Raw genomic sequence first — 12,359 nt, forward strand, 5'->3', positions numbered from 1 at the left:
CGCACCACACGTCTAACGTTGGAACTATGTAGTTGGGCCGACTACCCTCATACAGCAAAAAGCACCGCGCGCAGGGAGCTGCACGCGGCGTGGAAAACAATGCTGATGTTGCAGAGTAGGAGAAAACTCTATCCCGCTCTTATTATGCCTGTTTTGTTTTGAGGCGAATCACGTTCCATGATGCTTTGTTCAAGACTGCTTGCACTTTACCCTGGTCAACCGTTGTATATCCGCCGTTGTGAGGAACAACGTTACGTGGGTTTTCTTTGGTATTGGTGGCTTTCAAGTCGTTGTTCTCCAATACGATATGCTCCACAAATGTGGTTTCTCCGAAGGAACGCAGATCCACATTCAGTTCCAATTTCTCATCCAGATGTCTGTTCACCGCAAAGATTGTGATCGTGCCGTTCTCTTCATCATGCACACTGATCGCTTCGAGATAAGGCACATCTGTAAAGTCTTTGGAATCATATTTAGGTGAAGTTGTGATGGATCGCAACACCGTACCCCGACCGAAGTTGGATGCGTGCATGAATGGGAAATACGTCGTCTGGAACCAGATTGCTCCGTTATTTTCCGTCATGATTGGTGCAATGGTGTTAATCAACTGAGCAAGGCAAGCCATTTTTACACGGTCGGCGTGCTTGAGTATGGTAATCAGATAACAGCCCACTGCGAGAGCATCTTCATGTGTATATACATCTTCGAATTCTGGTGGTGCAATCTGCCACCGTTCTTCCATACGGCTTGTGCCGATGGATTTCCAGACATTCCATTCATCCAGAGACAGCATTAATTTCTTTTTGCTACGTTTCTTGGCTTGTACAAAATCACAGATTGAAGCCACACTATCAATAAATTGATCCAGATCCAGCGATGTCGCCAGGAAGTCATACGTGTTGTCTTTATTATTGTTGTAATACTGATGCAGGGACAAGTAGTCCACATTTTCATAGGTAAGATCCAGCACGGTTGCTTCCCAATCTGCAAATGTACTCATGTCACGGCTGGAACTGCCGCAAGCCACAAGCTCAATTTCCGGGTCTACCCATTTCATCGCTTTGGCGGTCTCATTGGCAATACGGCCATATTCATATGCAGTCATTGCACCAATCTGCCAAGGGCCGTCCATTTCGTTGCCTAGACACCAGGTTTTGAATTTATGCGGGTCCTTGTAACCGTGAGAGATACGCAGATCACTCCAGTATGTGCCAGATGGGTGGTTACAGTATTCGATCAGGTTTCTGGCCGCATCAATGCCGCGAGTACCCAGATTTACAGCCATCATCACTTCGGTTCCAACCAGCTTGGCCCAATCTGCAAATTCGTTTGTTCCTACTGCATTCGTTTCAATCGTCCACCAAGCGAGTTCAAGTCTGCGTTTACGCTCCGCTACCGGACCAACGCCGTCCTCCCAATTGTAACCGGATACGAAATTGCCACCCGGATAACGAACGATGGGTACGTTCAGAGCCTTGATCGCTTCAATGGCATCCTGACGGAAACCTTGAGCATCAGCAGTAGAATGACCTGGATCATAAATTCCGCCGTATACGGCCCGTCCCAGATGTTCTATAAATGAACCATAGACACGCGGATCTACTTCAGCAATCTGAAAGTCTTTATCGATAAGCATTTTGGATGTAAGCAATGAGAAAACCTCCATAGAATTAATTTTAGGTGTATAAGAAACCTTATTTTCACGTTGAGTTCGCATAAAAGCAAAATCAACTTATTGATTTGTTATCTAATGTGTATCATAATGCTATTATATTGAGCAAGCTTATTCTACAGGGTTCGCTAAATAGCGAATTCTGAATCAATAATATATTGAATTCTAGAGAGATAGGGAAGTGAAGTTCATGATGCTTGGCACGGATTCCTCATCCTTGATCATATATGAGGCGCTCGCCAGCGAGGCCCGTTTAAATATCGTTCGCTTATTATTGCAAAACAGGGAGATGCATATCAATGCGCTTGCCAAAGAGCTGTATCTGAGCAAAGCTATCGTTAGTACACATGTGAGCAAATTACAAAAAGCAGGCATCGTAGGCAGTCGCATGAAGCGTGAGAATGGTGGAACCTATAAATACTGTTTTATCGTACGAGAGTTCATGACTATTAACCTGTCACCAGAGCCTGTTGATGCTCCCTACCATGAAATATCCATACCGGTAGGTCAGTATACAGATTATGAAGCCTGGCCGACCTGCGGGATTGCGACAACAACGCAGATGATTGGACAGTACGACACACCGGCCTGCTTTATGGACCCGGATCGGGTGAACGCGGGAATCCTTTGGATGGCACGAGGTTTTCTTGAATATAAGATTCCCAACTATCTGTACAATGATCAGCATCTTCGAGAGATTGAAATTTCCCTTGAATTAAGCTCGGAAGCACCAAAGGTGAACGAAAACTGGCCGTCAGATATTCGCTTTACCCTTAATGGCAATGACCTCGGTACTTGGACAAGCCCTGGCGATTTCGGAGATCGGAAAGGTAAACATACGCCACTATGGTGGAAGCTGGATGTCAACCAGTATGGTGTATTGAAAATGCTGCGTATTAACGGGGAGGGCACGTTTATTGATGGTCAGCGCATCTCGGATGTGCGTGTCCATGATCTGCAACTGGATTCTTCCACCTACTGGACGTTTGGATTAAGACCGGAAGAAGGGCTGCCTGGTCGGGGCGGACTTACCTTGTTTGGGAAAGGGTTCGGCAACTACGATCAGGACATTTTGATTCGGTACTATTACGAGGATATCGCGTTGAAAAAGGACTAGAATAAGCTGGAATTTTAGGATAAGGTATAACCATCTGAACAAAAAGGATCATACGTTCTTTATCTGTATGTTTGTGAAGGGTCCCACTTACCGAATACTATTATAATAGCGGCAAAATTCTGGGCAAAATGCATCAGCTATCGAAAGGCTTCACTCCCATCCATCGCCGACATCATTTGATGGACAATTACCAATTACAGCGGTGAAAATATCGATAAACTGGTACCTGAATTACTCTCTTTGCTTAAGGAGAAGATGGTCGCGCTCCTGAAATGTCTGGAAGAGGATATACCGTACAAGGGATTTTTCCATGAGATGTATTCCACTGAAGCTCCTTTTGAGTATGAGGAACGCTGATGGGATGCACACATCCCAATCATGAATAATTAATGTTAAATTAAAACGAAGAGGCAGCCGGATCGACCAGTTGCCTCTTTGTTTGTCTGCGGCATGTTATTCGAATTTGGAAGGAGCTACGTTGTAAAATTTTTTGAATGCTTTGGAGAACGTAAAGGGATCGGGATAGCCCAGAAATCCGGCAATTTGCTGGATCGTATATTTTTTCTCGTACAGATAGTCTCTGGCCCGGTTCATTTTGATCTGATTGATGTACTGTCCGGGTGTGATACCCAGAATTTTTTTGAACAACGAAATAAAATATTTCTCAGAGACGCCCGCAATGGCCGCAAGCTCGTTAACTCGGATGGCACGATGCAGATTCGCATCCACGTATGGGAAGACATTCTGCAGAACCTCCAGACTTCCTTCGATCTTCCTCGGTTTTCGGTCTTTCAGAAACTCACCGTGATACAGCCCTTGCCTATGTAATTCCAAAATTTTGGCGATGACGAGAAGCAGAGAGGCTTTCAAGTAAAGTGGACTGGCAGAAGCGCCGCTGCTCTGCTTGAATCTTCGATAGGAAGAGGTGAAGAGCGTTGATTCCTCTTGAATCAGATTGCCAGGTACGATGCCCGGGAGTTGAAACTCGCCCAGAATTCGCTTTTGCTCAGCGATGCTGAAATCAAAGTGCATGTATACGAATCGGCACAACTCTCCGGTCGTGGAAGCCGTGTAGGGCATATCCGGATAAAAAAACACGACGTCACCCGGTTCTGCCATATGCTCGATTCCATCGATGGTAATCTGGACGGAGCCTGCTGTAATGAACCACAGATCATAATCGGAATGAGACTTGTGCTCTGTCCAGTTACTGTCGTGCGTTTGTTCCAAATAAGAGCTCATGCGAAGTGTGATATACTCCGAAAGTTCGTCAATTATACTCATATTTACAGGCTCGGCATGCATCTAATCCAACTCATTCCTCTCTACTTTATGACATCCTACGTTTTTAACTATCATACCAAAGGATTTATATCTTGTTAATTATCGTACCATATGACATGTTTTGAAAACTATCGCACATTCCGATTCCAGCTCACTCACCTATAATGAACTTATATCGTTAAGAGGAGGGGTTATTAATGAATGCTACAAGCACACAGCATCCGAAGGTAGTCGTTATTGGGGCAGGAAGCCTGTTTTTCGGTCGTCAGTCCATCTGGCAGATGGTTCACTCCCCATACTTGAATCAGGGAACGCTGGCTTTGGTGGATACGGACGAGGAACGACTTTCAAAAATGGTAACACTGGCGGAAAGGGTCGCTCGGGAGAATAACGTATCCTTAAAGATTGAAGGCTCGGTGGACCGAAGACAGGTGCTTCCGGGAGCAGACTTCGTTGTACTCAGCTTTGCGGAGCAATCGGTGAAGTATCGAGGCATCGACTGCCAGGTTTCTCTGAAGTATGGGATTCGCATGTGTTCCGGCGATACGATTGGCCCGGGCGGAATCTTTCGTGCGATGCGGGAACTGCCGGTTATCATGGAGTGTGCCAAAGACATCGAGGAGCTGTGTCCAGATGCGTGGGTGATCAATTATATTAATCCGTCTACCGTTCACGGCATCGCTTTACATCGTTATGCACCGAAGCTCAAATCGTTTGCACTGTGCGATAGTCATCATATGCCGCATAAAAAAGCCTATTACGCTGTACGAGCCGGAATTATTGCAAACAATAGCCAATTCACCGAAGAGATCAACCAGAAATTCGATTTTCGCATCGCTGGTGTCAATCATTTCACTTGGCTGCTCAAAGCGGAGTATGAAGGAAAAAATGTGATGCCTACAATCGCAGAAGCCATGCGCAAGCTGGCAGGTGATGAGAATAATGGCGGTGATCGCGGCGCAAAAGCTCTTTTCAACGATGCGATTACCTATGAACTGTATGATATTTTCGGAATCATTCCCACTTGCACGGCGCATACGAAGGAATACGTTCGGTATTGGCAGGGTCTTGGCAAAACTGCGGACACCATCCCGCCATTATCGATCTGGGAGACAGAGGACAGGTATCAGCGCCACGATGAGATGTGGCAGCAGGTCGATGACTTCCTTGCAGGAAACATCCCGATTTCCGATTACATGAGTACTTTTGGACCGGATCATGCGACAGATATCATCGAAAATATGGTGGGGAATTTGGGCAAAAAATTCTTCATCAATACGCTCAATCAAGGTGCAGTAACCAATATGAATGCGGATTCGTTCCTGGAACTACTATGCGATGTAGATATGGATGGGGTGAAACCGCTCCATGTAGGCGAGATGCCGCGTGGGATAAGAGGGATGCAAGAACTTGTACTGGATACGCATGAGCTTACGGTTGAAGCTGTTCTGGAACAGAGCTACGAGAAGCTGAGAAGGGCGATGCTCACTGATCCGCTCGTAAATTCCATCAGTGACGCGGACAAGATCATCCATGAATTGTTGGAACTGGAACGTGAGATGATTCCGGACGTTTGGTACAAGGATAGACTGCAGTATAGCTAAGAACAGATAAAGATCAAAGACCACGTCGATGCCTTCAGAGGGACTAACGTGGTCTTTATTTTTTATCTTTTTGACAATAAATCCTACTCCGCTTTAAACAACCCAGCATGATCTTCATAGTACGAAGTAATGAAATCACGAAATTCCCCAACAGCAGGAGATAACCATTTTTGTTTGACCCAGGAGAGGCTAATTGGATATATCGCTGAATCATCAGCAATTTTTACATAACGTAACCCCAGTGTTCTGCATACAGAGATAGGAAGTAGTGCGACACCCTGATTAAGCCTGATAATTTCAAGCAAAGTATGAGAATCGACCTCAAATGCAAGGTTGGGCAGGAAGCCTGCTTTTTCACAGAGCATGGTGGTAAACCGGCTGTACTCCTTATTATCGGCAAGGGAAATAAAGGGCTCATTTGCAACAACGTTTAATGAGATGCTTGTCTCTCCGCCGTATGCATGATTCATGGGCACAACCAGAACAATATCCTCCTCAACCAGGACAACACTCTCAATCTCCTCATCCTGGATCGGATGCCCCGTAATGCCCAGATGCATGTCGCCTTTCTTCAATCCTGTAATAATTTCACTGCGGGTGCCAATGCCTTGATGAAGCTTGGTATCGGGGGAACCGTTGATATAGTCACTGATGAGGCCAGTGAGGAATCGGGTATTGGTAATCGAGATCCTGATCGTATTGGAGATCTGCTGTTCCTTCGCTTTAATCTCCATCTCTGCATTTTCAATTTCAATAAAAATCCGGTTGACGTGCTTCAATAAAATCTCACCTGAGGAATTCAATTGAATGTTTCTTCCTCTCCTGTGAAATAGGGGAGTACCCAGTTCATCCTCAAGTCTTTTGATCGTCAAGCTTAGGGAAGGTTGAGCAATATTCAATTGTGCAGCTGCCTTGGAGATATGTTCAGTATAGGCAACAGTCTGAAAGTATTTGAGTTGAAGCAATTCCATATATCTGCACCCCTTATTTATTCTGATAAATATATATAGTACTTATTATGTATTATATTAAATTTAAATATTGGTGTAGAATTTTTTTATGAGATACGGATCAAATTTTAAATAACAAAATTCAACTAAATTTATAAGGTAGGTGTCTTTGATGAAAATCGATGTGAATAACATAGCTAAAAATCTGAATACACCCCTAACGGCACCGGCATACCCGATGCCACCGTACAAATTCGTGAATCGTGAATACTTGAATATTATTTACCGAACCGATGAAAAAGCTTTGCGGGCAGCCGTACCAGAGCCTCTGGAAATTACGGAACCATTGGTTAAATTCGAAGTGATGTGGATGCCGGATGTTTCTGGACTGGGTGCTTATACTGAAGCTGGACAAGTTATCCCTGTGCAATTCAATGGGGAGGAAGGCGATTATGTGCATTCAATGTACGTAGACAATTTCCCCGCGATTGCGAGTGGTCGAGAGCTCACTGCCTATCCGAAAAAGCTGGGTGCACCCAAGTTGTATACCGATTCAGATACACTTGTTGGCACACTTGATTATGGAACGCTGCGTGTAGCCGCGGCAACGATGGGCTATAAACATGTGGAGATGGATAAGGAGCTCGCCAAACGTGAAATATGCCGACCTAATTTTATGATTAAGATTGCTACCGACTATACCGGGAATTTAAGAATATGTGATCTGATCCGAACTCAGATTACGGACATCGAAGTGAAAGAGGCCTGGACAGGACCTGCCCGGCTCCAACTGTTCGAACATGCGTTGGCACCTCTTGCAGATCTGCCTGTGTTGGAAGTGGTGTCCGCTTCTCATATCCTTACCAACCTAACCTTAAACGCAGCACAACCTGTATATAACTACCTGGAAGAAAAATAAGGAGGATAAATAAAATGAGAATTGCAATTGTAGGCGCGGGATCTTTGGGAACCATCGTAGGTGCATACCTTGCAGATGGTGGACTTGACGTTGAGTTAATTGATGCATATCAGGAACATGTAAATGCTTTAAATCAGACGGGTGCTAAAGTAACGGGTACCACAGAGTTTCAGGCCAAAGTAAAAGCCATTACTCCTGATCAAAAATCAGGACAATATGACCTCGTATTACTTTTAACCAAACAACTCTACAACGATTCCATCCTTCAGGAACTACTTCCATTCTTGAATGAAGACAGTATGGTGTGTTCCTTGCAGAACGGGATTCCGGAAGAAAAAGTGGCGTCCATCGTGGGTGAAAAACGTGTCATCGCTGGCTCCGTTGAATTTGGCGCTACGTTCATTGAACCAGGTGTATCAAGTCTGACAACCGAGTACACTCAATTTAAGCAGTATGCTTTTCAGATTGGCGAATTAAATGGTGAAATCACCGAACGAATTCAACGTGTGAAATCGGTGTTGGATCTTGTTGGTGGAACACATATTTCCGATAACCTGGTTGGAACCAAATGGTCCAAATTGCTGATTAACAATGCATTCAGTGGTTTATCCGCTGCATTGAATGGGGAATACGGAGACATTATTGATCACGAAGCAGGCATTGTAAGTGCAGCTCATATTGCGGACGAGACGATTAAAGTTGCTCGCGCCAATGGGGTCACATTGGTTAAAATGAATGGATTCGACATCGCTTCACTCGAACTGAACAGCGAAGAAGATATCCCTGAACGGGTGAAAACGTTACGTTACGTAATGGAGCCCTCCAGATTGCTCAAAGCAAGCATGCTTCAAGATCTGGAGAAGAACCGCAAAACGGAAATTGATTATATTAACGGGGTTGTTTCTAGCAGAGCAGAAGGTACCGGAATTGCGACACCTTATAATGATTTAGTTGTAAAACTGGTCAAATCTGCTGAAGAAACTCAAACCGTTCCTGATTTTGACACGAATATAAAAGCTTTTGAAGAACTATTAAGTGCACAACAATAAAATTAATTATTTCAATTGAAAGTCGCTATTATAGCGACTTTTTTTGTTGTATGAGTAAATCCTAGCAGGTTTGATTTTACGACAGATAGAATATTCTTCGTGATTTTTGTTTCCTAAGATTATACAAAAAGGGGAATTAAATTTGATATAATATAGACTTGCTTGTTATTTTTCTATTCGAAGGAGATACATTATGAGGTATTCTAGGTGGGAATTCGGGTTTTATTTGGTTGTATTGATGTTTGTCTTGTTTATGCAAATAAACGAATATCCTCTATTTCTGATTGTGGGGGTTGTAGTCGTTACCATTCTTATCGCATTTATTAAGCATGTTTTTTATCCTTTAGTATTTGATAAGCGTATAGATCGTTTAGAGTCCTTTTTATCCAAGCAGCAAAATACACCCGGGACATACATTATTTATGTTTTTGCAAACAGACTTGATGATGAGGTAGAACTAGTTATGGAGCAAATTATGCAGAAATATAAGCGAAGAACAACACAAGCACAGTTCAAAGCCGCTTACGGATTATATCGCAAGGATATGTTTGCCGTTCGGCAAGCTTTACCTCATATCGGCTTATCGGATTACCGTACATATTACGAAACCATTCTACTCCTGGAAGACGGGGAAAGTGAAGATGCGCGGGAAAGACTTCAATCCATTAAGAAAAAGTGGATGCGATCAACATTGCTCGCGGGAATTGAAATCAAAGCAGAAAACCGCGATACCGCTATTCAGCACGCGCATGAAGCACTTAACTCTTCCAGAGGTGTTGATCGTTATGTTTTATATAAGGAATACGAAAGAGTATTACCAGAAGTTGTTGGGCAGATATCGTAAAATGGTGAAAATGGTATAAAAAATAAACCGTGCTCCACGGTTTATTTTTTTTCATTTACTAGCAGAGGCGTGAGTCCATCCTTAGCAAAAATAGAGGGTAGAATCGTCAATAACCTCTCACGGGTAAGGGGATCATCGTAGTTCCAGCCAGCTTCTACTATATGTACTTTACTGGGTGCCAACATTCCAACCAAACTTTGGAGCGGAGAAGGGGTGTTTACATTCATCTCCTCCTGGGGAACCATCACAAAGCTTCGGTCTCCAGCGTATTGCGTGATTTTATTGTGATCAATTTGTATCCAAGGTCTGCCATCAACGATCAGTTGATTTACGGATTCGGTGGGTCGAAAGCCAAGTGATTCATACACGGTAGCGGCAAATCCCGTCTGTCCCATAACATATATGTTCTTGCCCAGCAACAGATAGACAGTTGCTCGTTCTCCTGCAATATAATCATCCGCCAATTGTCGCCGTATCCTCCTGACACTTTCCTCATAGCGGTCGATCCACTGTTCAGCCGTTCTGCTTCGACCAAAAAGATCCGCAATATAACGAAGACGCTCAAAAGTGCTGGTTGATTCGTGATAAACGATGGTAGGTGCAATGGCATCCAGTCGAGGTAACTGCTGCTCACTATAGTTTCCTAACAGTATGAGATCAGGCTTTAATAGGGAGACTTGTTCCGGTGCACCTTGCAAACCAATGTCCGAGATGTGATGCAGTTTGTTTCGATATATGACTTGTGATTTCATTGTAGTTATACCCGCGCCGACTGGGCGGATACCGATAGCAAGCAACTCACCAAGGGTATTGGTGCCTGTCGCCACGATTCGCATAGCCTCATCAGGAAGAGAAATCTGCCTGCCGAGGGAATCGGTGATCGTTCTTTGCCTGGTACGTCTTAGTATATTGGCGTATTCTCGTGGAGGGTGACCCGTGAGTTGATGAAAGCGCCGACTGAAATAATACTCATCTTTAAAACCGACTTGTCGGGATATTTCACGTAAGGTCTCGGTAGAACTGGACAGTAGCCTTTTAGCATGCTGGACCCTAAGAGCTGTCAGGTAGTCCGTCGGCTTCTTACCAGTCATCACCTTAAACATTTTGCTATATTGCCATCGAACCATCCCAGCCATTTCCGCCAAGAATTCTACGGTCAGATCTTCGTTGTAGTGCTGCTCCATATAGCTGAGTGTACGTTGAACCGCTTGATCATGTTGCTCTGGCGGAGCAGCGCTTTCCAGCTGAGCCATCAGACCAAGAATCAGTTGCAGCCGGGCCTGAGTAACTGCTAGTTTTGAATGATGAGTAGGGGGGGATTTCTTCTCCTGCAATCGACTTTGCTTGTTGGATTGCAAAGGCAGCGGAGAAATCCAGTCCTCACTTGCAAACGCAAGTTTTATAGTAGAAAGAGACAGCCTGTAAGGAAAGCCCAGAATAAGAGGAGGGCAAGCCGGGAGCAGATTCAACTGATCCACTTGAAAAGCAAGAAAGGTCAACCGGGCTACATGCGCTTGCTCTTTTATCGTTAGGAGAATGTAGGATTGCTGAGTAGGGAGCAGAATACAACTGCCTTGGCTCAGATCTTGGGGAATATTGTTCGTTAACAGCCGAATTCCGTGATCCAGAGCAATAAGCAGTGTGTATTCATTGGCCTCCTTGCTCTTGGTTGATGGATTATGATGATTGCTTTCCTGCAGTGGTGTGAGCTGAAGCAGATCATACTGCTGCAGTTGGATGTATAGGGAAGCCATTTGCATTCGGGAGCACTCCGATCCAGTGATAATAATTCTCAATTACTAGTTTACCACACTTTACACGTTAGAGAATGTTTCGTTGCAGACGCTTATTACACGCAGTACAAATTTACAAAATCAAAAAATCCTCCATAGCCCAAAGGGTTTGGAGGATTTTGACGCCATCATCAATGCGTTATTATTGATTCATCCATTTCGGTAATTCATCAAGCAATTGCTCCAGTGCCAGCAGGTTGTCGGTATTCCATTCGGCTGAAGCTGTATAGACGTGTCCTTGCTGAACGGCAGGCAACGTTTTCCACAAGGTGCTCTGTAACAAGCGTTCAGATTCAGCTCGGCTTTCGCCATTATCGAGCGTTAGGACAAAGAGATGATCACCTGCATAGTCCGGCATTAGTTCTTCCGAAAGTTGGATAAATGTTTGGTCCTTGTCGATAATGTTTTGCTGAATTGCTGGTGGAATTGCAAATCCGTGCTCTTGATACAAGACTACACCCAATGAGCGATTACCCATCACATAGAGCTGTTTACCCAACTGCAAGAAGATGGTCGCTGTCTCGCCCTCTGCCACATTCAGCTTGTCCCACATCGCTTCCGCTTTTGTATCAAATCTGCTGATCCATTGCTCTGCCTCATCCTGTTTGCCAAAAATGTTGCCAAGCTCACGTACACGTTCTGTAAATGGCAACGCCGAGTTGAACGGAATGGTAGGTGCAATCTTCGAAAAAGCGGTGTTTCGGTCAGCATCTTGGTTATAACCATTCAAAATCAAGTCAGGCTGCAAGGCTGTTATTGCCTCCAAATCACCAGGATTTCCGACATCCTCAATACCTTCTAATCGGTCTACAATATAGCTTTCGGAAGCATGAATCAGATTGGCTCCAACGACAGGGATATCCATTGCCAGAAGATCTCCAAGTGTTGAACCCAGATAGATCACTCGTTGTGGCTGAGTGGGTATTTCAATCACTTCGTCTGTTTGGGTTGTATAGCTTTTTGTCGTTTGCTCATTGGTCTTCACAGGTTCTTGTGAAGGGGCGCTTTCCGAACGGCTGCATGCTGCAAGGACGGATAGAAGAAGAAAGCATGCTCCCCATATGAATAGGTGTTTCTTAATTGTACTGTTCATATTGTTTCCCCCTGAATTCTCTTTTTCTCATTGA

The 12,359-nt window shown here is 44.3% G+C and carries 10 protein-coding genes; 5 read left to right on the forward strand and 5 right to left on the reverse strand.

The window, feature by feature from the left end:
* Positions 1 to 142: 142 nt before the first annotated feature.
* A complete protein-coding gene (locus NYE45_RS14835) occupies positions 143 to 1,636 on the reverse strand; it encodes an alpha-N-arabinofuranosidase (protein WP_340017373.1) in 1,494 nt (497 codons plus the stop codon).
* 226 nt (positions 1,637 to 1,862) lie between these two features.
* Here NYE45_RS14835 and NYE45_RS14840 point away from each other — a divergent pair, with 226 nt between their 5' ends.
* On the forward strand, positions 1,863 to 2,789 hold the full coding sequence (locus NYE45_RS14840; protein ID WP_340017255.1) for an ArsR family transcriptional regulator: 927 nt from the start codon (positions 1,863 to 1,865) through the stop codon (positions 2,787 to 2,789).
* Positions 2,790 to 3,242: 453 nt separating this feature from the next.
* Here the strand turns inward: NYE45_RS14840 and NYE45_RS14845 are convergent, their stop codons facing one another.
* Entirely contained in the window at positions 3,243 to 4,073 is an 831-nt protein-coding gene (locus tag NYE45_RS14845; RefSeq protein WP_340017256.1) for an AraC family transcriptional regulator, read from the reverse strand.
* Positions 4,074 to 4,270: 197 nt separating this feature from the next.
* Here NYE45_RS14845 and NYE45_RS14850 point away from each other — a divergent pair, with 197 nt between their 5' ends.
* Positions 4,271 to 5,677, forward strand: coding sequence for a glycoside hydrolase family 4 (locus tag NYE45_RS14850; protein ID WP_340017257.1), 1,407 nt, complete (start codon positions 4,271 to 4,273; stop codon positions 5,675 to 5,677).
* 83 nt (positions 5,678 to 5,760) lie between these two features.
* Here NYE45_RS14850 and NYE45_RS14855 read toward each other — a convergent pair whose 3' ends face one another.
* Positions 5,761 to 6,648: a LysR family transcriptional regulator gene (locus tag NYE45_RS14855; RefSeq protein WP_340017258.1), complete on the reverse strand. Its 888-nt coding sequence runs from the start codon at positions 6,646 to 6,648 to the stop codon at positions 5,761 to 5,763.
* A 151-nt stretch (positions 6,649 to 6,799) separates the two neighbouring features.
* On the opposite strand from NYE45_RS14855, the gene NYE45_RS14860 reads away from it, so the two are divergent.
* From NYE45_RS14860 to NYE45_RS14870, 3 genes are all read left to right on the forward strand, one after another.
* On the forward strand, positions 6,800 to 7,546 hold the full coding sequence (locus tag NYE45_RS14860; RefSeq protein WP_340017259.1) for an acetoacetate decarboxylase: 747 nt from the start codon (positions 6,800 to 6,802) through the stop codon (positions 7,544 to 7,546).
* Positions 7,547 to 7,560: 14 nt separating this feature from the next.
* Positions 7,561 to 8,595 (forward strand): ketopantoate reductase family protein, encoded by a 1,035-nt coding sequence (locus NYE45_RS14865; protein WP_340017260.1) that lies wholly within the window; start codon positions 7,561 to 7,563, stop codon positions 8,593 to 8,595.
* Positions 8,596 to 8,830: 235 nt separating this feature from the next.
* Positions 8,831 to 9,439 carry a hypothetical protein gene (locus NYE45_RS14870; protein ID WP_340017261.1) on the forward strand — a complete coding sequence of 203 codons (609 nt, stop codon included), beginning with the start codon at positions 8,831 to 8,833 and terminating at the stop codon, positions 9,437 to 9,439.
* Positions 9,440 to 9,480: 41 nt separating this feature from the next.
* On the opposite strand, the gene NYE45_RS14875 is transcribed toward NYE45_RS14870, so the two are convergent.
* Positions 9,481 to 11,199, reverse strand: coding sequence for an AraC family transcriptional regulator (locus tag NYE45_RS14875; protein WP_340017262.1), 1,719 nt, complete (start codon positions 11,197 to 11,199; stop codon positions 9,481 to 9,483).
* 175 nt (positions 11,200 to 11,374) lie between these two features.
* Positions 11,375 to 12,325 (reverse strand): ABC transporter substrate-binding protein, encoded by a 951-nt coding sequence (locus NYE45_RS14880; protein WP_340017263.1) that lies wholly within the window; start codon positions 12,323 to 12,325, stop codon positions 11,375 to 11,377.
* Positions 12,326 to 12,359: the final 34 nt, after the last annotated feature.

The organism is Paenibacillus sp. FSL K6-1318 (assembly GCF_037976905.1).
Lineage (GTDB): Bacteria > Bacillota > Bacilli > Paenibacillales > Paenibacillaceae > Paenibacillus > Paenibacillus amylolyticus_A.